A 24,497-nucleotide genomic window follows, 5' to 3' on the forward strand; every position below is an offset into this window, starting at 1 on the left:
GGTTGTTGGAGGAAACTGTTTAACAGTACTTGAAAATTCAGATCACTACCGAAATTTGGTTGGAACAATGATTACGACTGCCGAATCAAATTGAAATTTTCGTCTATATTTGTTTTTTTTAAGCAGCACAAATGGGACAAACCAATAATTTGCATTGTGAAAATTGTGGGAATACAAAGTTCCATAATTCTCCTTTTTATTATAAATGGAACAATAAAGAATTTTTCCTCAAAAAGTGTAATCAATGTTCTCTTATTACATTAGATCCTAAACCCGATGAATTGGAATTGGGAATGTTATATAGCGACGAGTATTTTGAGACAGGACAACATGGCCTTAATAAGATCAACCAAACTTATGAAGAAAGTAAGGATAAGCTTACCATGGAACATAGAATACAGGTTATTAAAAATAACATTCTGAAATTTAAACCGGATACAAAAAATATTTTTGAAATTGGATTTGCTATGGGTCATATTTTAGCTGCTGCTAAACAAATGGGTATGGAAGTTTCCGGAATCGAATTTTCAGAATCTGCTGTCTTAAAGGCAAAAGAAAAATTTGATATTGATGCAATTTGCGGGAACTTCGAAAATATCAATCTTGAGAGTCAAAAGGGTAAATGGGATTGTGTTTATGGAGGCGATGTTTTCGAACATTTTGCCCATCCGGCAGCAGTTGTATCCAACATGCATTCTATTTTAAAGGAGGGAGGAATTGCTGTGGTAATAGTGCCTTCTACTTTTAATTTATTTTCAACTTATTTTGCGGTTTTATTTTATAAAATACTTGGTAAAAGGAAAAAATTTTATGATAATCCATACCATTTATACGAATATACACCTAAAACTATTAAGGCATTATTTCTTAAATCATTTACTGATGTTCAGGTAGTAAATAGAATTAAAAAACCCGCAGAGTTAAATATGAAAGGTGGTGGTATAGAATATAAGATCAAATATTTAATACACCTGCTTAATTATCCCTACACGAAATTATTCAACCGCAATGGTGATCGTTTATTGGTTATTGCCAGAAAATGAACCTTATAATTTTGTTACAAATTTATTTATCTGAATTTGATCTGAAATTATTGATACGATAGCACATCCCATTATTTTAGCAGTCACTTCTTCTCCTATTGTAATTAATTCGCTGCCTGAAGAAAATGTATTATAATATTGGGTATAAAGTATTTCACCCTGTAAGTCAATGATTCTGATTTCACACCTCTCCATTACAAGTGAATTTAATTCAATATTTATCGTTTGTGTTATAGGATTTGGAAAAATATTTAAAGTTAATCCTGAATTATCTGCGATTCCTATAGTAGAATTATAACAAATTTCAAGTTTAGGATAATGTGTTGGATCGTCAGTATCGCTTGATGCAAAAAGTCTCCTTCTATAAAAGTCTTCGTTTACAAGCTTTAGCATAAAACCAAAGCTGTTGGCAGGATCATTATACATGTCAGTTACAAGCTCAGTAACATCAATGTCAAGAATGTCTTCATAATCTGCTGTGGAAACCGGCAAGGTAACTTGATTAACCTCTGTAAAAGTTGGCTGCGTGTCCCAGGTAACAATATCTTCTTCCCAAGCAGAAGTAATTCTGCAAAGATATGTTTCGTTAGTTCCCGAAAGTTGTGAATTTGTTTGTGAAGACGCTTCAGAATTTGAATATAAACTCAGTTTTGCATAACAAATTTCTGATTGTTGCGGAATTTCGGAAAGATCAAACTGTAAAAGTGCTCTTTCATTACCTGCGTTGCCACTCCATGTCCATGCATTTGCTTTTAATTCAGTGTCATCACCGAAATTGGTTGTATTTTCATTACTCCATATTTTAACATCTTTGCCCTCCGTCGGCCCGGGTTGGAGGGTAATTATTGTCTGGCTCGACATTATACTATTACATAAGAAGAAAATGATCAAAACTTTTAGTGGTTTCATAGTTTTTTTCAGGGTTTTTATTTAATGATAATTAATCAGCATTCCATTTCCCTTCTGATGATTATTTCACCATCCTAACGCAACATCATCACCCCTGGGATCGGCCCCGCCTTCCATCATTTTATTATCATACAGTAAAATGGCATCAACCCTGCCCATGGGAGCGCGAAAAACAATTTTATACCCTTGTTTTGTTAATGCATCGGCGGTAGTTTTATCAAAATTGTTTTCCAGTTTAATTTCATCCGGTACCCATTGATGATGAAAACGCGGAGCATTTATGCTTTCCTGCATGGTCATATCAAATTCAATAACGTTTAAAATATTTTGAAAAACGCTTGTAATTATTGTTGAACCACCGGGAGTTCCTATCACCATAAATAAATTATTATCCTTTAAAATAATGGTTGGAGTCATATTGCTCAACATTCTTTTGTTAGGAACAATGGCGTTTGCTTCTCCGCCAATTAATCCATATAAATTTGGTTCACCGGGTTTAGCACTAAAATCATCCATCTCATTATTTAAAATAAATCCGCAACCGGCAACTACAATTCGAGAGCCATAACTATCATTTAATGTTGTAGTTATTGCAACTGCATTTCCATATTGATCAACTATACTAAAGTGTGTTGTTTCCTCACTTTCATAATCCGGAAAATTACCTGCAGCAATATCTTTTGAAGGGATTATATTAATAGTATCAACATTATACATTCTTTGCGAAGTATATTTTTTTGAAGTGAGTTGTTGCGCCGGAACATTAGTAAAATCAGGGTCTCCTAGCCATGTTGCTCGGTCGGCATACACTCGTTTTTCTGCTTCGGTCATCATATGTATTGCATTTAATGATTGAAATCCCCATCTTTTTAATGGATAATTTTCCATCATATTAAGTAACTGAATTAATGCAATTCCTCCTGCAGAAGGTGGAGGCATACTGATCACTTTATAGTTTTTATAAGTTCCGGAAACAGGTGTTCTCCAAACACTATGGTAATTTTTTAAATCATTCAGGGAAATAATTCCATTATGTGTTTTCATTTCCATTTCTATCTTTTCTGCAACTTCGCCACTATAAAAACCTTCTCTTCCCTTATCGCGAATATTAATTAAAGTGTTTGCGAGATCCATTTGAATTAATGAGTCACCACCTAACCATTTTGTTTTAATAAAATAGTTTTTCCCTTTATTTAATTTTTTTAATTCATTTTGAAGATCATTGAGATCCTCTGCCTGCATTTGTGTTAATGGAAAACCTTTTTGTGCAAGTTCAATTGCTGGTTGTACTAATTTTTCCCATGGCATGGATCCATATTTTTGATGTGCGGTCCACATGCCATCAACGCTGCCGGGCACTCCGGATGCGAGATGAGAAGTTTCAATTATTTCCCTGTCCACTTCTCCAGTCGCTTTATTAATAAACATATCTTTTGAGGATGCAGAAGGAGCTTTTTCTCTGAAATCGAGTGCATTAATATCTCCGGTTTTTAATCGCAAAAGCATAAATCCTCCGCCACCTAAATTTCCGGCGTTGGGATATACAACGGCTAATGCAAATTGCACTGCGATTGCGGCATCGATCGCATTTCCTCCAGCCTTTAAAATGTTCATACCAACTTCCGCTGCTTCGGGATGAGCACAAACTACCATTGCAGAGTCTGATAAAACACCATGCGTGCGATCTTGTAAAAACTGGTCTGCTGGATTTTGTTGCTGTTGTTGAGCCGTTTGATTCGACGACGACGAACAGCTGAGGAGGAATACAATTACTATACTAAATAAACGCATGGTGTGAAGATAAGGGATATTTGAAATGCATAAAAATGACATCCGAAAAAATAACCAACAGATGCTTATTTTTGAGGGGGAAATTTATGAAAAAATTGGTCATTGCATGCCTGAAGCTGTAAACTATATCATTTATTCTATTCCTGTTTTTTTTCTCCTTATTGGAATAGAACTTCTATTCGACAAACTCAACAAAACCGGTTATTACAGGTTGAATGATGCTTTAACTAATATTAATGCAGGCATTACTGAACAAGTAACAGGGGCATTTTTAAAAGCTTTTGTAGTTGGAATTTACCTCTGGTTGTTTGATCATTATAGGTTTTTCACAGTTCCTGATACGATATTGACCTGGGTGTTTTTATTTATAGCAGTTGATTTTTTTTATTATTGGTTTCACCGCCTTGCACATGAGGTAAATGTTTTATGGGGTGGACATGTTGTTCACCATCAAAGCGAGGAGTATAATTTAAGTGTGGCCTTACGACAAGGAGCATTTCAAAAATTTGGATCTTTTCTTTTTTATTTGCCTTTAGCTTTATTGGGATTTAATCCGGTGTTATTTATAGTGGTTAGCCAGTTTCAAACCTTGTATCAGTTTTGGATACATACAAAAACAATAAAATTATTGCCAGCGCCTATTGAATACATATTTAATACTCCATCACATCATCGTGTTCACCATGGAAGAAATCCGAAATATATCGATAAAAACCATGGGGGAACTTTAATTATCTGGGACAGATTATTTGGAACTTTTCAAAAGGAAGAGGAGGAAGTAATTTACGGTATCACCAAACCTTTAAACACCTGGAATCCTCTTAGAGCCCAATTGGATTTTTGGAAGAATCTCGCACAAGATCTGAGTCATACACATAAATTTACCGATAAACTAAAACTACTATTTCTTCCACCCGGATGGCTTCCGGCAGAACTCGGTGGCCCGAAATTCGCGCCTGAAATTACTCCCGACACAGCGGTAAAATACGATACAAAAATCCCTGTTTATTTAAATTATTATGTATTTGCGCAGTTTGTATTAATACTTACTTTCACTTCCTATTTTTTATTTTCGTTCGACAATTTTGATCTTTTGACCAATATATTGTTTATGCTTTTGATACTGCTTTCGGTAACAGCCGCAGGATTAATTTTGGAGGCAAACAGAAATGCATTTTTTGTGGAGATATTCAGGTTGGTAACAACGGTATTTTTCTATAATTATTTATTGCAAAACAATATTATTAGTAATTATTCGGGATATGATCTGTTTGTGCTTATTGTAATCAATCTGATATCTCTGGTTGTTTTTACACCATTTAAAAATGTTTTTTCAAAAAAGGCCCATGAAAATAAATAACCAGTTATTCCTGAATCTGTATATGGTAGTGGCCATTGTGCATATTTACACACTGATTTCTGATAATGAACAATATATTGTGTTATCCAAGTATTTGCTGATGCCAATGTTGATGCTTCATGTTATTGTAAATTGCAGAAAGACTTTAAAAAATGTAATTCCATTGATCGCAGCTCTGTTTTTTTGTTGGGTGGGCGACATTTTGCTGATTTATGTTGATGTGTATGAACAGTTTTTTATGTTTGGACTTGCTGCATTTTTAATTGGCCATATATTTTACATTTGGAGTTTTAGGAAATATGCAACTAAGAATCCAGGGTTGCCTAAACAGAAACTGTGGATAATGATATTTCCGGTTATTTATGCATTGGGGCTGTTAATTGTGGTTTTCCCTCACCTTGGTGATATGAAAATTCCTGTGATCGTTTATGCGATCGCAATTACTGCAATGTGTATTGCATCTATAAATAGATACGGCAGAACAAGTCAATACAGTTTTTTGTTTGTTTTTGCCGGCGCTTTATTTTTTATAGGATCCGATTCCATGATTGCAATTAATAGGTTTTACAAAGAAATTACCTCGGGATCCTTGTTAATTATGAGTACGTATATCATTGCACAATATTTAATTACATCGGGGTTATTATTGCATATTAAAGATCCTGAAAATGAATAAACTTAATTCGTGAAATTTATTACATCCATACTATCTATTTTCGTTTTTGCCGCTTTTATTGGTTGCAGTGCCAAGAGTGACATAGGTGATAATAAGGATATAGTCATCATTGGCCATGGAGGTTCAGGATTTGAAACTTTTTTTAGTCAGCTCCCGGCAAACACCCTCGCAAGCTTTGATAAGGCGATCATGGATGATGAGGCTGATGGTATTGAAATGGATATTCAATTGTCGAAAGATGATGTAGTAGTAATTTTTCACGATAAGATTTTAGATAATAAAACCGACCTCAAAGGTCTTGTTCGCGAACAGTTAGTTGCCGATTTAAATAAATGCGATTTTCACGGCGATTTTTCTATGTTTTCTAAGGGAAAACATTCCATTTCCTCTTTGGAGCAGATTCTTACACATTTTAATGAGTTTTTGCATACCAAATATTTTTATTTCAATATTAAGTTAGAAGTTGATCCTGAAAGAGAAAAGTATGCGCAGGTTATAAGTGAACAATTAGTAAAAATTATAAACGAATTCGATATTAAGAAAACCGCAATTGTTGAAACATCCGATATAAGAGTATTAAATCAAATTCAATTATTAGATAGTTCGATTATAGTTATGCAGGATATTGGTGCCTTCGAAAATGATTTTAAATATGTATTATCAAACAACTTTAATGGTTTAGTGGTAGCGAACAAAAATATTACTGCCGAACAGGTATTGTTGGCTAAAAAGGCCGGTAAAAAGGTTGTTATTTATGGAGAGAGAACTCGCGGAGGATTAAAGGAAGTTTTGGATAAGGACCCTGATGTGATCCAAACAGATAAAATTGACCTGACGAAAAGATTAGCTGATTAAGTTAATCCATGTTTTCTGTTTCTGATCACATTTTCTAAATTCCATTCTATTTTTTGTTCAAATTCTGCCTGGCGTACTGCGCAATCAAATTTGAAACATATTTTGCACATGTCGGGTGGAACACATGCGTCAATATGCACGAACCATTCGTCGGAAGTTTCATGATGTTTATGAATAATGGATTCTACTTTTTCTAATTCGTCGTGTGCTTCTTTTACAGTAAAATAATAGGGAACAGTTAAATGGCTGTCGAAGTGTAAATTTGCTCCGTATTTTATAACCCGCATATTATGTATATCAATCCAATTGGGTTCGCGGTTCTTATTAAGCGTTGTAATTATTGAATCCAAAAGTTCAGAATCTGATTCATCCATAATGCCGGCTACCGATTTTCTTACTATTTTATATCCCTCATAACAAATATAAGTGCCAAATAAAATTGCAACCGCACTGTCTATCCATTCATATTGAAAAATATATAAAAGTGTTAATCCGACAAGTAATCCGGCTGTACTCCATCCATCACTTTGTAAATGTTTCCCGCCGGCTATTAAAGTAAGTGATTGCGCTTTTTTACCTCTTTTTTCCATTATAAGCCCAAGTAAAAAATTCACTGTTCCTGCAAAAGAGATCAAAATAATACCATATCCAATATTTTGAATGCTTTGAGGATAAAATAAATTAAAAACAGATTTTCCAACAATAATAATTCCTGCAACTAATATCATACTTCCTTCAATACTGGCAGAAATAAATTCTATTTTTCCATGCCCGTAGGGATGATCCTTGTCGCGTGGTTTGGATGCGAGAATTAAACTGTATAATCCAAATGCACCTGCTACTACATTTACGATCGATTCAATGGCATCTGTTAAAACAGCATTGGAATGTGTAATGATATAGGCTGTAAATTTTACAAGCAACAGGAGAATTGCAACGCTGAGTACAATTTTTTGAAGATTTACATTTTCTATTTTTCTCATCAGATCTCCTAAAGTTATTATTAATGTGCCTCCAGCCAATTATCTCCGATACCAACTTCCGCTTCGATTGGAACATTTATGGTAATTGCATTAACCATATTGTCCACCACTAATTTTTTTAATTGCTCCACTTCTGTTTCATGCACATCAAAAACCAATTCATCATGAACTTGTAGCAACATTGTAGATCTTAATTTCGCTTTTTTAATTGCGTGATGAATTTTTATCATTGCCACCTTTATCATATCGGCTGCTGATCCCTGAATAGGGGAGTTTACTGCAATCCTTTCTGCCTGCGACCTGACAGTATTATTTTGTGAGTTAATATCTTTAATATAACGTTTCCTTCCCAAAACAGTTTTTGTATAGCCATTTGCACGTGCAAATTCAATATTACTTTCCATCAATGATTTTACTCCTGGAAATTGCATGTTGTAATTATCAATTATTTCTTTAGCCTCAGTTCTGGAAATATTTAAATTTTGAGAAAGTCCGAATGTCGTTTGGCCATAAGCAATTCCAAAATTCACAGCTTTTGCTCTTCCTCGCATTTCTCGTGTAACTTCATTTAGCGGAACATTAAATACTCTTGCCGCAGTTGCACTGTGAATATCCATTCCTTTTTTAAATGCATCAATCATTCCTTCGTCATTACTCAATGCTGCAATAATTCTTAACTCGATCTGTGAATAATCGGCACTTAATATTTTATATTCTTTGCTTCTTGGAATAAATGCTTTTCTTACCTGTTGTCCCCTTTCAGTGCGTATCGGAATATTTTGTAAATTCGGATTATTGGAACTCAAGCGTCCGCTAGAAGCAACAGCTTGAGCGAAGGTGGTGTGTAATCTGCTCGTTTTTTGATTGATAAGCAATGGAAGCGAATCAACATAAGTAGATTTTAATTTCTGTAATTCCCGATAATTTAATAATAAACTTGCGATAGGATAATTATGTTCCAGTTTCGCTAAAATATCCTCTCCCGTGGAAAGTTGTCCCGTTTTAGTTTTTTGGCCTTCGTATGGAATTTTAAGTTTAATAAATAATACCTCCCCTAATTGTTTTGGTGAATCGATATTAAAACGCACTCCGGCAATTTCATATATCTTATTTGCAGCTTCGGCGATGTCTTTTTCAAGCAATTTTGAGTAATCCTGTAAAAAAGGAACATCCAGATTAATTCCTTCAAATTCCATGTCAGCTAAAACTTCTATCAATGGAATTTCAACTTCATTATACAGAGTATTTAATTCTTCCTTAATAAGCATCGGTTGAAAAAGATGATGTAACTGTAAAGTAATATCCGCATCCTCCGCAGAATATTCTTTCACTTTTTCCACATCAGCATCGCGCATGCTCAATTGATTTTTCCCTTTTTTTCCTATTAGCGTTTCTATACTCACCGGAGAATATCCAAGATAATTTTCAGCGAGATAATCCATACCATGACGCAATTCAGGTTCTAATAAATAATGCGCTATCATACTATCCTGAAATGGGCCGGCAACATTTACATTGTACCATTTTAATGCTAAATAGTCGTATTTTAAATTTTGGGCAACCTTGGTTTTTGTATTATCCTCTAATATTGTTTTAAATTCATCTACAATTTTTTGTGCTTCTTTTTGATCTGCAGGAATGGGCACATAAAATCCTTCATGTTCCTTCCAACTAAATGCAAGCCCTACTAATTCTGCAACGTTTGCATCAATTCCTGTAGTTTCTGTATCAAAACAAAATATCGATTGATTATTGAGTTGTGTTATCAGATCTTTGCGTTGTTCGGGGGTGGTAACCAATATATAATTATGGTCTACATTGGTGATATTTTTTCCTGCAACAACTTCATCCCTTTCGTTTTGAATTTCACTTTTATTTCCCGTTGATTTAATTGGCTGACCGAACAGATCCAGTTGTTCAGGTTTTTGTTCTGCATTAACACTATATCCTTCTCCTAAAATATCTTTACCTAATTTGCGGAATTCCAATTCCTGAAAAATCGCAGCTAATTTTTCTCTGTCCGGATCTTCAATTATCAATTTATCTTCTTCAAAATCAACAGGTACATCCAACATAATTGTAGCGAGATGTTTACTCATAATTGCCTGTTCTTTAAAATTCACTACATTTTCCTGTAATTTTCCTTTAAGTTTATCTGTATTTTCATATAATCCTTCCACACTTCCGTATTCTGCTATTAATTTTTTAGCAGTTTTTTCACCTACACCCGGAACTCCCGGAATATTATCCACTGCATCTCCCATCAATCCTAAAATATCAATTACCTGCAGCGGATCCGTAATCTCCCATTTTTTTAAAATATCTTCAAGTGTCACGGTATCAAATCCGGTTCCTGTAAAACTTGGTTTGAACATATAAATTCCATCCTCCACCAATTGACCGTAATCCTTATCCATGGTTACCATATACACATCATAACCCGCTGATTTTGCTTTTTTTGCAAGGGTTCCGATGATATCATCTGCTTCATATCCCGGTTTTTCTATTAATGGAATATTAAAAGCCCTAACAATTGCTTTAATGTAAGGAATGGCAAATTTGATATCTTCCGGAGTTTCGGCGCGGTTTGCTTTGTAATCGGCAAATACTTCCTCGCGTTGTGTTATCTCCATAGAATCGAAACACACTGCAATATGTGTCGAGTTCGTTTTTTTCATCAATAAATTCAAAGTATTCACAAAACCCAGAATTGCAGAAGTATTTTGTCCTTTTGAATTAATGATCGGATTTTTCGCAAAGGCAAAATACGACCTGAATATTAACGCAAAAGCGTCGAGGAGGTAGAGTTTTTTTTCGTCGTTGTTGTTTGACATTTTTTTACTTTTATATTTATATATTATTAATTTATAGAATCTTTTTATCCTCTAACATTTTCAAGTGGGCAGTCAACAGTGAGCAGTGGGCAGTTTGTCGACCGTAAAATTATCTAATCCATCTTTATTTTTATTTTATCAAGATAATTATTTGGGTTTTTAATCATTGCGCTTAATAGTTTACCAATTTCAATCGATTTTTGTGTCAATTCATTAAAGGTATTTTCATTAATATATTTACAATTAAATGCAAATTCTAACCACACTTGAGTTTCAGAATTTTCGGCATCACTGTCCGTTAATTTAGAAATGAAATGATTCGGATATCTACGTTTTCTAAATGCTTCAGCAATATTTGCACAAATACTTCGTGATGATCTCCGAATTTGATCTGTTAATGCATATTTTTCTTCAGGGGGAAATTTTTTTGTTATTTCAAATATTTCCATCGACAACTCGAAACCTTTCTTATAAGCATAAAGGTCTTTAAAATCAGCCATTATTTTGTTTTTAAGGATTAAACAATAGGTGTAAATATAATAAAAATGAATAAATTGAATTTATTAATTTAGGTCATAGAAAACACTTTATATTTTTGTTAATTAATTCAAGGATAACTCAAAAAAAATATCAATTTCTCAAACACTCCACAATCATAAGCACCAACCAAAAAGTAGAGTTAATTTAAATTCGTAATTAGATTCTTAATTCGAAGAAAAATTTATCAATGTTACAAACTGCCCACTGCTCACTGCCCACTCCCCACTGCCTGCAGCTCTTCCCAGAATTCAGCGCCTCTTCTAGTGTGCGGTATCACAATTGTGCCCCCTACGATATTTGCAACCGCAAAAATCTCGTAAACTTCCTCAGTTGTAACACCTAGTTCGTGACATTTGCCCAAATGATATTTTATACAATCATCACATCTCAGCACCATACTCGCCACCAATCCCAACATCTCCTTCGTTTTTACAGAAAGAGCTCCTTCGGCGTAGGTATTGGTATCGAGGTTGAAAAGACGGTTGATCACTTTGTTTTGTTTGCCGAGGATCACATCGTTCATTTTGGAACGGTAGGTGTTAAATTCGTTTACAAGTTCGCTCATAGCAGTATTTTGGTCAAAATTCGGGTTTGTGGGAGGAAGAACAAAATCGGTTTAAAATATTAGTGGTAAAACTGCGTCATATCCTATGTTTTAACAATTCATTCTATCTTTACGGATACAAAAAACTAAAATATGGCAACTACTACACCAGCATCAACCACAACTAAGGCTAATCCGCGCATGGGGCGTTGGATCGGCATCGGCGTTCTTGTAATAATTGTTTTATACGTTGTTGGCGCATACAACAAAATGGTTAGCGCCGATGAGGTAGTTAATCAGAAATGGGGAGATGTAGAATCTACCTACAAACGCCGTCTCGACCTTATCGATAATTTGGTAAATACCGTTAAAGGAGCTGCTGATTTTGAAAAAAGCACACTTACCGAAATAGTGGAAGCCCGTGCAAAGGCGACCAGTATAAATATTGATCCATCCACCGCAACACCTGAACAAATGGCCGCTTTTAATCAGGCACAAGGGGCAGTTAGCTCATCATTAAGCCGTTTATTGCTGGTAGTGGAGAATTATCCAACCCTTACTGCAACTCAAAATTTTAAGGAATTACAATCACAATTGGAAGGAACCGAAAACCGTATTAATGTTGCACGCATAGATTATAATGCTGCAGTAAAAGATTTTAATACCAGAGTTAGAAAATTTCCGGGTAATTTGATCGCAGGTATTTTCGGACTGAAAACCCGTGCAACTTTTGATGCACCGGAGGAAGCAGAAACTGCACCGAAGGTTGATTTCAGCGACAATAAATAAATAATGCCAACAGCTAAATTATTTTTTTCGGAAGAAGAAAAATCCAGGATCATGCATGCAATTGCGCAGGCAGAAAAGGCTACCTCGGGTGAAATTCGTGTGCATTTGGAAGAAAAATGTGGGGATGATGTAATTAAACGCGCCACACAAATTTTTGCTAAATTAAACATGCATAAAACGGAATTAAAAAATGGAGTATTGATATATCTTGCCGTAAAAGATAAAAAATTTGCAATCATTGGCGATGAAGGAATAAATAATAGTGTCCCGGAAAATTTCTGGGACACTATTAAAAATAATATGGCATCCTCATTTTCGCAGGGTGATTTTTTAAATGGTATTATTGGTGCAATAAACGAAAGTGGCGAACAACTAAAACATTTCTTTCCTTTTCATCATGCCGATGTAAATGAAGTAAGTGATGAAATATCCTTTCACGATGATTAAACGCAGATCTGCAGGAATTTTTATTATCGGAATTTTATCGCTGATAAATATTTCGTTATACGCTCAAAATGATGATCAGCTTCCCGACAGGCCCGTACCGCCACGTTTAGTGAATGATCTGGCGGATATTATTCCGGCTGGAGAAGAGGCAAATCTTGAGAATAAATTAACTGCCTACAACGATTCTACCTCTACTCAGATTGCGGTAATTATTATAAAAACAATTGAAGATTTTGAAATTTCTGATTATGCATATAAAATAGGCAGGAAATGGGGAGTTGGACAAAAAGATCTTGACAACGGTATTGTTTTATTGGTTGCCGTTGACGATAGAAAAATGTTCATCGCAACAGGTTATGGAACTGAATCTTATATTACCGATGCACGTGCAAGCAGAATTTATCGCGAAATATTAACTCCTGCATTTCAACAAAATAATTATTATGGGGGTATTGATGCTGCAACTACCGAAATGATAAAATATTTAACCGGTGCATATGATGGTGAACCAATGGGAAATTCTCAAGACAAACCAAATGTTTTGGGAGTTATCATTTTAATTTTCGTTATCCTATTTATTCTCTCCAAATTTTTCCGCGGAGGAAATGGCGGAACTACTTTTGGCGGTCGCGGCACAACTTATTGGGGTGGTGGTGGATTTGGCGGATTTGGTGGAAGTGGTGGAGGTGGTGGCGGAGGTGGATTTGGAGGTTTTGGTGGTGGAGGATTTGGTGGCGGTGGTGCCGGAGGGAGTTGGTAGGGAGTGGCCAGTCAACAGTGGGCAGTGGGCAGTTTGTAACATTGGGGATTATTACTTCGAATTGAAATTTTCGATTAACGAAAAATAAACTTCAATTTGATATGGAGGCAAGAGAGTCCTCAAATTTTTATTTATGGTTTTTGTAGAACCACAAAATTTTGTAGCGCTACAAAAACCATAAATAAAAATAAACGATAATAGTTTGATTTGAATTTATTTCCCCAATTCCAAATCCTCCAACTCCGCTGCAGGATCCCAAAACAATTTTTTAAAATCCAGCACCTGATCATTTTTTACTTTTATCTTTTCCTTTTCCAACATCAATTGCATTTTTTCGGGAGGGACAAAATGGGCTTTGCCGGTGAGTAATCCGTTTCTGTTTACCACACGATGTGCCGGAACTTTTGGTTTTGCATTGTGTGATGCGTTCATTGCCCATCCAACCATGCGGGCACTTAATCCGGTGCCGAGATATTTGGCAATTGCTCCATAACTGCTTACTCTGCCCTTTGGAATTAATCGCACAACCTGCCAAACCAGATCAAAAAAATTTTCTTTATTCGAATATTCCGCCATAATATTTGTTTATCAAAAATAGGTTTTGCTCCTTTGTTATTCAAATCAGTCAACGGAAATATTTATGCCGCTAAAAATACCTTTTAAAGCCGGTTCCATCACGAATCTCACCGATGCGCGTTTTTTTGCTGCATACGAGGTTGATTATATCGGTTTTTGTTTCGATCCACAATCTCCAAACTACATTTCTCCCCAAAATGCACTCGCCATAAAAGGCTGGATACACGGGCCAAAAATAGTTGCTGAATTCGCAAATCAGGATTTGGACAATGTCCTAAATATCGTCAATTTCTTCGAACCGGATGTTTTGGAATTGGGAGATGAATATTTTGATTCAACGGGTTTAAAAATTAATAGTGATCTGCCGATAATTTTTAAAACTTCTAAGGAAAATGCGCAATTTATTTCATCTAAAAATATATTATTTATTTTATCTGAGGAAGAAAATTCATTTGATTTACCAGCACATCAATTTCCAATCATGATCGATATTACAAATAAAGAATTTGATGTTTCTAAATTTATGGGAGATGCAATTCAAATTAAAGGTGTTGCAGAAATGGAAGTGGGAGTGAGAGATTATGATGAGTTGGGGGAATTGATGGAGGGGTTGGGGGTGTAGGCAGTGGCAGTATAAACAGTAGGCAGTGGCAGTATAATCAGTAGGCAGTGGCAGTAGGCAGTGGCAGTAATACAGTAGTAGTATCGTAGCATTGAAATATTTGGACTTAAATGTGGTGTTTTAATGTTTTTAGGGGTTTTATATAAATATTAATTTTTTTATGATATTTGTATTTATTGTTTAACCCTTAATTTACAATAAATGGCAGATTTTAAAGAACTCTACGCCTATGTTAAAGGTTTTGAGTTGGCTATGGAAATATTCGAAATTTCTAAAAAATTTCCGATTGAAGAAAAATATTCATTAACCGACCAGATTAGAAGATCATCGCGAAGTGTATGTGCAAATATTGGCGAGGCCTACCGAAAAAGGCGATATAAAAACCATTTCATATCAAAGCTCTCAGATAGTGATGCTGAAAACTCTGAAACACAGATATGGTTAGAATTTGCATTCAAGTGTAATTATATTGATGAAGCCACTTTTCAGAGACTTAATGAAAAATCTCTTGAAGTAGGCAAATTAATAAACAACATGATAAATAACGCAGATAAATTTATTTCCTATAAATAAACACAATTACGTTACTGCCTACTGCCGCTGCCACTGCCAACTGCCTACTGCCACTGCCACTGCCACTGCCACTGCCTACTCTAAATAAAAGGCAACATACTTAATCACCTTCCCCTCCGCCAAATGCATCCCCTCATAATACGTTTTAATTTCTAAAAAAGGATGAGGAAGAGGTTTGGAATAAATATCATCATCGGAATAAATTAATTTTAATTTTAGTTGATCAATAGTATCCAAAGTAAACTGATACAAAGTGGGATCATCTGTTTTTAAATGAATTATTCCGCCGGGTATTAATATTTTTTTGTAGTAATTTAAAAATCTTTCGCTGGTTAATCTTTTTTGATCCTTGCCTTTTTTTAAATGTGGATCGGGAAAGGTGATCCAAATTTCATTTACTTCCTTTGGTTCGAAAAAGGTGGAAATAATATTAATATCTGTTCTTAAAAAAAATGCATTTATTATTTTTTGATCCAGTGCTCTTTTTGCACCGCGATGCATCCGGTTGCCTTTCACATCTACACCAATAAAATTTTTTGTTTTATCGGCAATTGCCATCTCGCAGGTATATTCTCCTTTTCCACATGCAAGTTCTAAAACAATGGGATTGGAATTTTTAAAAATTTGGGAATTCCATTTTCCCCTCGGATCTACCAATTGTTTTTCATGATCAAGTAGAACTGGATCAAGAAAATCGTAGTTCTGCAAAACATTCTCAAAAGTATCCAACTCGGCAAAACGCTGTAATTTGCTTTTTCGCATCTTGCAAAATAATTATTAAATATGCTATCAAACAAACCATAGGCATTATTATTATCGATTGTCTTATAATTTTTTAACAATTCGCATATTTGAAAACTTGAGCATTAATACATACATTTAAGCCGACAACCGGAGCCCATATGAATAAACTATTCAGAAAAAAATCCATTTCTTCCGTTCTCCAAAATTTAGATGTTGCCGACGATATTGATAAAAGTTCGGGTCTGCATCGCACCCTATCTGTTCGCGACCTTACCTTTTTCGGTATTGCTGCCATTATTGGTGCCGGTAGTTTCAGCAGTATGGGAGCGGCTTGCGCAAGTGGAGGACCGGGTGTTATAATACTTTTTGTGATATGCGGAATTGCCTGCGGATTTACTGCCATGTGTTATGCAGAATTTGCCTCCCGTATTCCGGTTGCAGGGTCGGCTTACACCTATGCTTACACCTCTTTTGGAGAAATAGTTGCGTGGATAATCGGATGGGCACTTTTGATGGAATATTCAATAGGTAATATATATGTTGCATTTGCCTGGAGCGATTATTTCGAAAACCTTTTAAATGTGATCGGAGTTGATCTTCCCGCTTGGTTAACATCAAATTACAGAAGTGCACATGCAGAATTGGGTGCTGCATGGAATACAAGTCCGGTAATTGGAGGACTACACATCATATTCGATCTTCCTGCTTTAATGATCAATATTTTAATTACCTGGTTGGTTTACGTTGGAGTTCGGGAAAGCAGAAATATTACCAATATCATGGTGGTTATTAAATTATCTATCATTGTTTTAATAATTCTTGTGGGAATATTTTATCTGGATATAGATAATTGGACACCAATTAATGATGATGGTGTAAGAAGTTTTATGCCTGAAGGATTTAAAGGAGTAATGGCAGGAGTGGCAGCTGTATTTTTTGCTTATATCGGTTTTGATGCTGTAAGTACCATGGCGGAAGAAAGTAAAAATCCGCAACGCGACCTTCCCAGAGGTATGATCTATTCACTAGTAATATGTACATCTATATATATAGTGTTAGCATTAGTTCTTACAGGAATGGCATATTATAAAGACCTTGCAGTTGGAGATCCACTTGCAGAAGTTTTCAGACTAAATGATGTTGGTTGGATGGAAACCCTTATCTCCGTATGTGCCGTAGCAGCCATGACGAGCGTAATTCTCGTTTTCCAAATGGGTCAGCCGCGCATATGGATGAGCATGAGCCGCGATGGATTATTGCCTAAAAAATTCGAAAAAATTCATCCCAAATATAAAACACCTTCCTTCGCAACTATTGTCACCGGTTTGGTGGTTGGAATTCCGATATTATTTACGGATGAAACTTTTGTGCTCGATTTTACCAGCATCGCAACCTTATTTGCATTTGTATTGGTATGCGGAGGAATTTTATTAATTCCTAGAAGGGAAAAAGAAAAGGGCAGATTTCACATGCCTTATTTTAATGCAAAACTTATATATCCGGCAATTATTTTAGGATCAATTGTTATTTTGGCTGTAGCCGCAAAAAGTTATTTCCCCGATCTATTTAACATTCAGTCAGGTGCCAGCGATATTACCTATAAGATCAGCACTTTAATATTCTGGTTACTGTGTATAGTGTTAGCCGTTTTTGCATTTGTAAAAAACTGGTCATTAATTCCATTGCTGGGCGTAACTTCCTGTTTATACCTATTAACGGGTATGACAGCCAAAAACTGGCTCTGGTTTTTCATTTGGTTCGGTTTGGGTTTGATAGTATATTTTCTTTACAGCCGAAAAAACAGCAAACTCAATGCAGAAAAGGCATGATTTTAGGTTGCCGGTAACAAAGCATAACAGAAGTAAAACTTTTCCCTTTCAAAAACATTTTTATCTTTAGCCACCAATAAAACAGGATACTTATGAGCCAACCAAGGTCACCTTTACATCCAAAAGGACTCTATGTGCTCTTCTTTACGGAGATGTGGGAGCGATTTGGATTCTATTTAATGATTGGAATTTTTGCCTTGTATATGAAGGATGCCTGGGAAAATGGCGGAATGGGCTTTGTAGATGCAAAAAAATCTGATGTTTACGGTACTTATATTGGATTGGTTTATTTAACACCCTTTATTGGCGGTTTATTAGCAGATAGAATACTGGGATACAGGAAAGCTATATTTATTGGAGGAGCATTGATGGCAATAGGGTATTTCGGATTAAGTATTCATAACGAGACGGCATTCTATATTTCTCTTCTGTTCATTATTTTAGGTAATGGATTCTTTAAGCCGAATATTTCTACCATGGTTGGGAATTTATACAACGATGAAAAGTATAAGGCAAACAAAGACAGCGGTTACAATATTTTTTATATGGGGATCAATATCGGAGCTTTTGTCTGCAATTTTGTCGCTGCCTATTTAAGGATCGAATACGGTTGGAGTTGGGCATTTGCTGCTGCAGGTTTTGGAATGATAATCTGCCTTATTATTTTTTATGCAGGAACCAAACATATAAAATCAGCTGATGTATTAAAACCCGCTCAGCCGGGAGATATGAGTGTTGGAAAAATATTTGCCGTTGTGTTATTACCTATGCTACTCTTTGGTTTAATTGGTTATTTTATTAAAGGAGTAACAGGTCCTGAAAATGAAAAAGGAAATATTTTTGGAACTGATACCAACGATGCCTTCTTATTTGGTTGTATCCCAGTAATTACTTTTTTTGTGATGCTGATGTTGCGTGCGAATAAAGAAGATAAAAGACCTATTGCCGCATTATTATCGGTTTATGCTTGTCTGGTAATTTTCTGGGCAGTATTTCACCAAAATGGCGATGCGCTTACAACATGGGCGGAAAAATATTCCAATAGAAAAGTGCCAACTGCCTTAGAAGGCACTGCATCCACACTCAAACTTGCACAAACATTTACCTATGATAAAACAATTGATCTTCCAGAAGCTCAATTTAAATTATATACAGATAGTTTAAGGGCTGAGAGACAAAAATTTACTGATTCTGGAAATAAAGATGCAGAAAAAGAAATAAATGACCTTATTATTAATAGAGAAAAAACCAGAGAATATTTTCAAACCTTGCCTGCTGAAAAAAGGCCTCCTGAAGGTGGTGATTATCTTGCGTATTCGGCAAACATCTATCAATCTGTAAATCCATTTTGGGTTATATTGCTAACACCGGTTGTAGTTGGAATTTTCGGATTCTTAAAACGCAGAGGCAAAGAACCTACAACACCTACAAAAATTGCGATCGGACTTTTAATTACAGGTTTATCTGCATGGGTAATGGTAGCAGCCGTTAATGCAACTGATCTCGAATCGGATAAGGCAAGCATTTATTGGTTGTATGGAACTTATTGTGTAATTACTTTTGGTGAATTGTGTTTATCTCCGATGGGCCTATCACTTGTAAGTAAATTGGCACCTCAACGCCTTACAGCGCTCATGATGGGGGGATTTTTCCTTTCTACATCGGTGGGAAATAAACTCGCAGGAATTTTATCGAGCAATTTTGAAAAAATAGATAATAAAGCTGATTTTTTTATGACCAACGTTTTTCTTGCAGTTGCTGCAGCCGCAATGATGTTTATTTTATTGCGTTTTTTAAATCGGGTTATGAAAGAAAAAAATGTTGATTGATAATAATTAAATTTAATCACCAAAAAATAAAATATGTCGCAACTCACACAGAAACATCCTAAAGGATTATACGTGTTGTTCTTCACAGAAATGTGGGAACGATTCGGATATTATTTAATGGTTGGAATTTTCTTTTTGTATTTAAAAGATACAGAAGGAAAAGGAATGGATACCCGAACTGCCATCGACATTGTTGGAACTTATATCGCCTTGGTTTATTTAGCACCATTTATAGGAGGTATGATAGCCGATAGGTATATAGGATATTTAAAAGCTATTTTTATTGGTGGAAGTTTAATGGCATTGGGATATTTTGGCCTCGCAATTAATGGGAGCGATAATATCATGTATTTATCTTTGTTATTAATTATTGTCGGAAACGGCTTTTTCAAACCGAATATCTCTACGCTTTTAGGTATCATGTATTCCAAAGATGAACTTAAATCCAAAAAGGATTCCGCATATAATATTTTTTATATGGGGATCAATATCGGAGCTTTCTTTTGCAATTTTGTTGCGGCATATTTAAGAAATGCCTATGGTTGGGGATATGCATTTGCCGCAGCCGGCGTTGGAATGCTTATAGGAATTATTATCCTTGCTGCCTTTGTTCGTCACGTTAGAGATTCAGATATTAAAAAACCGGTCTCACCTGATGATCTGCCGTTTTCTAAAATTGCATTATATGTTTTTCTTCCCGCAATTATTTTCGGAATTATCGGATGGATGATTAAAGGAACGATCTTTGGAACAGATTCTTCCGATGCGTTTATGTTTGCATGTATTCCAATTGTAACTTTTTATGTATCACTTTGGGTGCGTGCAAAAAAAGAAGAAAAATCGAGTATTGCGGCAATTTTGGTGGTGTATGCAATTGCCCTTGTTTTTTGGGTGATCTATAATCAAAATTCAACAGCTCAAACAATTTGGGCTGATACGTATACCGACAGATCCATATCGCCTGCTCTACAACCCGTCGCCGATAAAATTGGAATGTTGCAAACCATTGATGCATCGCCAACAGATACGATTCCTGTATTGAATGAAAATTTTGTTGCGCAATTGGATGCGAATGGAGAAGTAATGACTACAGTTGGAGTAAATACCTATTTTCAAAATCTTCCAAAAGAAGAATGGCCGGCGGAAGGAGAAACAATGCAGGTAATATCACCTGAATTATTTCAATCTATAAATCCATTCTTTATCGTTTTATTTACTCCGTTGATAATAGGTTTATTAACTTGGTTAGCAAAACGCAAACGTGAACCCACAACACCGTGGAAAATTGTTTTAGGTGTATTATTTTCCGGACTAAGTATGTTGCTCATGGCATTTGCAGCAATGTCTACAAATATTGCTATCGACAAAACAGCAGCAGCCTGGTTAATTTCCAGTTATGCTGTATTTACAATTGGTGAGTTATTTTTAAGTCCTATCGGATTGTCGTTTATATCAAAAATTTCCCCACCGCGCTTAACAGCACTTATGATGGGTGGTTGGTTTTTAATCACTTCCATAGGAGGCAAATTAGCAGGAACACTTGCAAGTTCCTGGGATATTTTCACAAATAAAACCGCATTTTTTATGATCATGTTCGTTGCTGCGGCCGTAGTTTGTGTTGTGGTAATGTTCATTATTAAATGGCTTAACAGAGTTGTAAAAGAACGAGGCGCATAAAAGATTTTTTCTTAATAATTAATTTAAAATAATAATCATGAGTGAACCAATTGATGAAATAATTATTGATAAATCACCAAATCCTACTGATCCTGAATTGGAAAAAATTCAGTCGTTTGCCGGAAAGTATCCTAAACAACTCTGGTATTTGTTCTTCAGTGAAATGTGGGAAAGATTCAGTTTTTATGGAATGCGTGGAATGCTGACATTCTTTATGATTGATCAGCTTTTTATGGATGAAAAAGTTGCCAACCTGCAATATGGTGCTACTCAGGCGTTTGTTTATGCATTTACATTTATTGGCGGTTTGTTTGCAGATAAAATTCTCGGGTTTCAAAAATCTTTATTTTGGGGTGGACTATTAATGATCACCGGAAGTATAATTCTATGTATTAATCCGCACGAATTTTTCTTTTTGGGAATTAGTTTTAACATTATAGGAACGGGATTTTTCAAACCCAATATTTCTACCATGGTTGGAAGATTATATAAGGACGGAGATAGCAGAAGAGATGCAGGATTCTCCTTATTTTATTCGGGAATCAATATAGGTGCCCTGCTTGGTGGATACGCATGTATCGCAATTGGAAAAGGAAATATGCTCGGTTCTGTTATTCCTGAAAATGCGCATTGGAATGTTGCATTTGGTTTGGTTGCAGTGGTTATGACCATCAGTTTACTCACCTTTGTTTATACAAAAAAATCGATGGGTCCAATTGGTCTTCCACCAATTAAAATTGCAGATCCAAATAACCCTTCAAAATCAGGATTCAATAAAAAATGGTACGAATACATGGTGTATATTGGTGCTGTTGCAATTATTCCTGTTATTATGAAAATGGTTGCCACTCCTGAATATGTAAATTGGTTTATGTATATAATTGGGCCTGCTGCGCTTATTTTGCTTTTTTATGAAATGACGAAACATAATAAAACAGAAATTAAAAAATTAATTGCAGCCTTATGTTTTATTTTATTTTCTATAATATTTTGGGCAATATTTGAACAGGCCGGCGGTTCTTTAACCATCTTCGCTGCCAACAATCTTAAAGATGAAGTTTTAGGGTTTATTAAACTTGATCCTAATGGCGTGAATAACGCGGCAAATTCATTATTTGTAATAATTTTCGCACCGCTTATCGGTATTTTATGGATAGCAATGGCGAAGAAAAAAGTGGAACCGAATACTGTTGTTAAATTCGGTATTGCATTTTTATTTCTCGGAATTGCCTACTACATATTTTATGCAACTCGCTTTTTTGCAGGTCCGGATGGAATGACATCTTTGGATGTATTTACGCTTGCATATTTTGTTGTTACGCTTGGGGAATTGTGTTTATCTCCAATTGGACTCTCAATTATGACTAAATTGTCCCCAACACGTCTGCAAGGTATGATGATGGGTATGTGGTTTTTGGCAAGTGCATATGGTCAATATGTAGCCGGTTTATTTGGTGCAAGTATTGTCTCCGATATTGAAAATGCAACACCTATGGATAAATTGTTATCCTATACAGAAGGATATCGCGATTTCGCTTTATATGCTATTATTGCAGGTGTTGTATTAATAGTTATTTCTCCTTTGATCAGGAAATTAATGGGAAATGTAAAATAAAGTTTTTCTAAACTTTTCAATAAATTTCTAACACATGGTAACAAAGGTCACAATTCTTTGTTGCCATGTGTTTTATCTTTGTGGCAATTCGTAGTTATGGTACATAATTTCTTTCCCGGATAATGGAAATTCTCGGTTATTTAGGTGCTTTAATTGTAGGTCTTACACTTGGTCTGCTCGGTGCCGGTGGCAGTATATTAACTGTTCCCGTGCTGTATTATTTATTTCATATTGATGCTGAACTCAGCACCGCATATTCGCTTTTTATAGTAGGTCTTACAGCACTTATTGGAGCAATACCAAATATGGTGAAGGGATCTATCAGTTATAAAACTGTTATAGTATTTTCCTTTCCTAGTTTGATCGCGGTATATTTAACAAGGGCCTTTTTAATGCCAGCTATACCGCATATTATTTTTACTTCAGAAAATTTCACTCTAACTAAAGAAATTGCAATTCTGGTGTTTTTCGCTATCATTATGATTGTTGCTGCAATCGGTATGATACAACAACGCAAAATTCCTGATCCTGTATATGATGGGAAAGCACATTTTAATTATCCGGTTATTATTACCGAAGGGCTGGTAATAGGTGCTTTAACAGGTTTAGTAGGGGCGGGTGGTGGATTTCTTATCATTCCGGCATTGGTAGTATTTGCAAAAATTCCAATGAAAATGGCCATAGGAACTTCCTTGCTTATCATAGCGATTAAATCACTTGTGGGGTTTACGGGCGATATTCAAAGCGGACAACCAATCAATTGGGAGTTTATTCTTATATTTTCAGGCGTAACCATTACCGGTATTTTAATTGGTTCCTTTCTCAGTCGATTTGTGCACGGTCAGAAATTAAAAGGCGCTTTCGGTGTATTTGTGTTAGTTATGGGTATTTTTATCATATTGCAGGAATTATTTTTGGAAATTTAAAGTTTAATAAAAGTGTCCAAAAGATTTAAAATGAATAAAAAAATGTACTTAGTATTATTTTTATTTGTGATCGTATCATTATTTGTCGCGATAAAAAATATCAATGCGCAAACCCATGTGGAAAGTAAAAGTTTCGACCTGATGTTGTCTACTTTATTATCACATTCGGCAAAAGAAATTGGTGTTGCAGATGTTGCCGGAGATACTATAAGCATTTTTTTAGACGCCCGTGAAAAAAAAGAATTCGATGTTTCACATATTAATGATGCAATTTGGATCGGATATGAAGATTTTGATATTACCAGGGTTCAAAATATTGCTAAGGATGAAAAAATTGTAGTGTATTGTTCTGTAGGTTACAGAAGTGAAAAGATTGCTGAAAAACTCACAGCTTCCGGGTTTACAAATGTGGTAAATTTATATGGAGGCATTTTCGAATGGATAAATCAAGATAAACCCGTTGTTGATCAATCAGGCAGCGAAACGGAATTGGTGCATGCGTATTCGAAAAAATGGGGCATTTGGTTAAATGAAGGTGTGAAAGTTTATGAATAAAACTCCACTTTTTATCAATA

23 protein-coding genes are annotated in these 24,497 nt (G+C 35.3%); 15 read left to right on the forward strand and 8 right to left on the reverse strand.

Annotation, left to right across the window (positions count from 1 at the left end):
* Positions 1 to 131 precede the first annotated feature (131 nt).
* Positions 132 to 1,043, forward strand: a complete 912-nt coding sequence (locus IPI31_06320) for a class I SAM-dependent methyltransferase (protein ID MBK7567428.1) — start codon at positions 132 to 134, stop codon at positions 1,041 to 1,043.
* Between the two features lie 3 nt (positions 1,044 to 1,046).
* Here the strand turns inward: IPI31_06320 and IPI31_06325 are convergent, their stop codons facing one another.
* Entirely contained in the window at positions 1,047 to 1,952 is a 906-nt protein-coding gene (locus IPI31_06325; protein ID MBK7567429.1) for a DNRLRE domain-containing protein, read from the reverse strand.
* Positions 1,953 to 2,018: 66 nt separating this feature from the next.
* Entirely contained in the window at positions 2,019 to 3,743 is a 1,725-nt protein-coding gene (gene ggt / locus IPI31_06330) for a gamma-glutamyltransferase (protein MBK7567430.1), read from the reverse strand.
* 106 nt (positions 3,744 to 3,849) lie between these two features.
* Here ggt and IPI31_06335 point away from each other — a divergent pair, with 106 nt between their 5' ends.
* Genes IPI31_06335 through IPI31_06345 form a run of 3 tightly spaced genes read left to right on the forward strand, consistent with a single transcriptional unit; the run spans position 3,850 to position 6,634 of the window.
* Positions 3,850 to 5,103 (forward strand): sterol desaturase family protein, encoded by a 1,254-nt coding sequence (locus tag IPI31_06335; GenBank protein MBK7567431.1) that lies wholly within the window; start codon positions 3,850 to 3,852, stop codon positions 5,101 to 5,103.
* Positions 5,090 to 5,779 carry a lysoplasmalogenase gene (locus IPI31_06340; protein ID MBK7567432.1) on the forward strand — a complete coding sequence of 230 codons (690 nt, stop codon included), beginning with the start codon at positions 5,090 to 5,092 and terminating at the stop codon, positions 5,777 to 5,779. Before IPI31_06335 ends, IPI31_06340 begins: the two co-directional genes overlap by 14 nt.
* 9 nt (positions 5,780 to 5,788) lie before the next feature.
* Complete coding sequence (locus IPI31_06345) at positions 5,789 to 6,634, forward strand: hypothetical protein (GenBank protein ID MBK7567433.1); 846 nt, start codon at positions 5,789 to 5,791, stop codon at positions 6,632 to 6,634.
* On the opposite strand, the gene IPI31_06350 is transcribed toward IPI31_06345, so the two are convergent.
* The 4 genes from IPI31_06350 to IPI31_06365 form a co-directional block, all read right to left on the reverse strand.
* A complete protein-coding gene (locus IPI31_06350) occupies positions 6,631 to 7,617 on the reverse strand; it encodes a cation transporter (protein ID MBK7567434.1) in 987 nt (328 codons plus the stop codon). The genes IPI31_06345 and IPI31_06350 overlap by 4 nt on opposite strands.
* Positions 7,618 to 7,637: 20 nt before the next feature.
* Complete coding sequence (polA, locus tag IPI31_06355) at positions 7,638 to 10,451, reverse strand: DNA polymerase I (protein MBK7567435.1); 2,814 nt, start codon at positions 10,449 to 10,451, stop codon at positions 7,638 to 7,640.
* Between the two features lie 113 nt (positions 10,452 to 10,564).
* Positions 10,565 to 10,951 carry a four helix bundle protein gene (locus IPI31_06360; protein MBK7567436.1) on the reverse strand — a complete coding sequence of 129 codons (387 nt, stop codon included), beginning with the start codon at positions 10,949 to 10,951 and terminating at the stop codon, positions 10,565 to 10,567.
* Positions 10,952 to 11,199: 248 nt separating this feature from the next.
* Entirely contained in the window at positions 11,200 to 11,556 is a 357-nt protein-coding gene (locus IPI31_06365) for a carboxymuconolactone decarboxylase family protein (protein ID MBK7567437.1), read from the reverse strand.
* Positions 11,557 to 11,736: 180 nt separating this feature from the next.
* Between IPI31_06365 and IPI31_06370 the strand changes: the two genes are divergently transcribed.
* Genes IPI31_06370 through IPI31_06380 form a run of 3 tightly spaced genes read left to right on the forward strand, consistent with a single transcriptional unit; the run spans position 11,737 to position 13,531 of the window.
* Entirely contained in the window at positions 11,737 to 12,324 is a 588-nt protein-coding gene (locus IPI31_06370) for a LemA family protein (GenBank protein ID MBK7567438.1), read from the forward strand.
* A 3-nt stretch (positions 12,325 to 12,327) separates the two neighbouring features.
* The gene (locus tag IPI31_06375) at positions 12,328 to 12,771 is read left to right on the forward strand and encodes a TPM domain-containing protein (GenBank protein ID MBK7567439.1); all 444 of its coding nucleotides are present in this window, start codon (positions 12,328 to 12,330) and stop codon (positions 12,769 to 12,771) included.
* A complete protein-coding gene (locus IPI31_06380; GenBank protein ID MBK7567440.1) occupies positions 12,764 to 13,531 on the forward strand; it encodes a TPM domain-containing protein in 768 nt (255 codons plus the stop codon). Before IPI31_06375 ends, IPI31_06380 begins: the two co-directional genes overlap by 8 nt.
* A 213-nt stretch (positions 13,532 to 13,744) precedes the next feature.
* Here IPI31_06380 and IPI31_06385 read toward each other — a convergent pair whose 3' ends face one another.
* Positions 13,745 to 14,107, reverse strand: a complete 363-nt coding sequence (locus tag IPI31_06385) for an MGMT family protein (protein MBK7567441.1) — start codon at positions 14,105 to 14,107, stop codon at positions 13,745 to 13,747.
* A gap of 64 nt (positions 14,108 to 14,171) precedes the next feature.
* Between IPI31_06385 and IPI31_06390 the strand changes: the two genes are divergently transcribed.
* Entirely contained in the window at positions 14,172 to 14,729 is a 558-nt protein-coding gene (locus tag IPI31_06390; protein ID MBK7567442.1) for a hypothetical protein, read from the forward strand.
* A 201-nt stretch (positions 14,730 to 14,930) separates the two neighbouring features.
* Positions 14,931 to 15,302, forward strand: coding sequence for a four helix bundle protein (locus IPI31_06395; GenBank protein MBK7567443.1), 372 nt, complete (start codon positions 14,931 to 14,933; stop codon positions 15,300 to 15,302).
* A 75-nt stretch (positions 15,303 to 15,377) separates the two neighbouring features.
* On the opposite strand, the gene trmB is transcribed toward IPI31_06395, so the two are convergent.
* Entirely contained in the window at positions 15,378 to 16,064 is a 687-nt protein-coding gene (trmB, locus tag IPI31_06400) for a tRNA (guanosine(46)-N7)-methyltransferase TrmB (protein MBK7567444.1), read from the reverse strand.
* 140 nt (positions 16,065 to 16,204) lie between these two features.
* On the opposite strand from trmB, the gene IPI31_06405 reads away from it, so the two are divergent.
* The 6 genes from IPI31_06405 to IPI31_06430 all read left to right on the forward strand — a co-directional run bounded on the left by IPI31_06405 (position 16,205) and on the right by IPI31_06430 (position 24,477).
* The gene (locus tag IPI31_06405; protein ID MBK7567445.1) at positions 16,205 to 17,875 is read left to right on the forward strand and encodes an amino acid permease; all 1,671 of its coding nucleotides are present in this window, start codon (positions 16,205 to 16,207) and stop codon (positions 17,873 to 17,875) included.
* 92 nt (positions 17,876 to 17,967) lie between these two features.
* Entirely contained in the window at positions 17,968 to 19,704 is a 1,737-nt protein-coding gene (locus tag IPI31_06410) for a peptide MFS transporter (protein MBK7567446.1), read from the forward strand.
* A gap of 33 nt (positions 19,705 to 19,737) precedes the next feature.
* Complete coding sequence (locus tag IPI31_06415; GenBank protein ID MBK7567447.1) at positions 19,738 to 21,381, forward strand: peptide MFS transporter; 1,644 nt, start codon at positions 19,738 to 19,740, stop codon at positions 21,379 to 21,381.
* A 37-nt stretch (positions 21,382 to 21,418) separates the two neighbouring features.
* Positions 21,419 to 22,996, forward strand: coding sequence for a peptide MFS transporter (locus tag IPI31_06420; protein ID MBK7567448.1), 1,578 nt, complete (start codon positions 21,419 to 21,421; stop codon positions 22,994 to 22,996).
* Between the two features lie 122 nt (positions 22,997 to 23,118).
* Positions 23,119 to 23,922 (forward strand): sulfite exporter TauE/SafE family protein, encoded by an 804-nt coding sequence (locus IPI31_06425; GenBank protein MBK7567449.1) that lies wholly within the window; start codon positions 23,119 to 23,121, stop codon positions 23,920 to 23,922.
* A 141-nt stretch (positions 23,923 to 24,063) separates the two neighbouring features.
* On the forward strand, positions 24,064 to 24,477 hold the full coding sequence (locus tag IPI31_06430) for a rhodanese-like domain-containing protein (protein ID MBK7567450.1): 414 nt from the start codon (positions 24,064 to 24,066) through the stop codon (positions 24,475 to 24,477).
* Positions 24,478 to 24,497: the final 20 nt, after the last annotated feature.

This window comes from Bacteroidota bacterium (assembly GCA_016706865.1).
Lineage (GTDB): Bacteria > Bacteroidota > Bacteroidia > Chitinophagales > BACL12 > UBA7236.